This is a genomic window from Hanstruepera marina (genome assembly GCF_019880635.1).
In the GTDB taxonomy this organism is placed as follows: Bacteria; Bacteroidota; Bacteroidia; order Flavobacteriales; family Flavobacteriaceae; genus Hanstruepera; species Hanstruepera marina.
On the sequence record NZ_JAINVX010000011.1, the window covers coordinates 1 to 825 of the forward strand.

An 825-nucleotide genomic window follows, 5' to 3' on the forward strand; every position below is an offset into this window, starting at 1 on the left:
AAGCATCGGTAAACGTCCAAGTACGTGTAATAATAATGTTACAAGGATCCGAACTATCTGTAGAATCAGAACCGGTAACTGTAATATCACCTGTACAGTTATCGTTAGCTGTCAAGTCACCCGGAGCAGGTACATCCGCGATACACTCGTAAGTAATATCGGCAGGAGCACTAGGAGCCACAGGCGCAATGGTATCTTCAATTGTAAAAGTAGCAGTAGTTGAGCTAGAATTACCACAACCATCGGTAGCCGTAAAGGTAACCGTAGCAGAACCCGTCTCACCACAATCGTCTGATAAACCAGTAAAGTCATTTGTCCATGAAATAGCTGAACAATCATCAGTAGCAGTAGCGCCACCGTTAGTATTTAACCAATCATTTAGTTCAGTAAGGTTTCCAGCACCATCACATTCAACAGTTGCATCACTAGCATCTGTAATATCAGGAGCGGTAGTATCTTGAATAGCATAACTTGCAGTAGTAGAAATAGAATTTCCACAGGCGTCGGTAGCTGTAAAAGTAACTTCAATAGGAGCTGCGCAATCAGAAGTAGCACCACCATAGTTATTAGTCCATGTCACTGCAGAACAATTATCTGTAGCAACAGCACCTCCATTATTATCTAACCAATCTTGAATGGCACCATTGTTTCCAGTACCATCACATTCAATAGTTACATCAGAAGCTTGAGTATCAATAACTGGAGCTAATGTATCTGTAACCGTAATGGTCTGAGATACAGAGCTTGAGTTGTTACAGGCATCGGTAAACGTCCAAGTACGTGTGATAATAATGTTACAAGGATCCGAACTATCTGTAGAATCAG

1 protein-coding gene is annotated in these 825 nt (G+C 41.5%); it reads right to left on the reverse strand.

Annotated features, from left to right (window positions below):
• A partial coding sequence (locus tag K7G76_RS15330; RefSeq protein ID WP_456237537.1) for an HYR-like domain-containing protein occupies window positions 1–825 on the reverse strand: 825 nt, incomplete at both ends.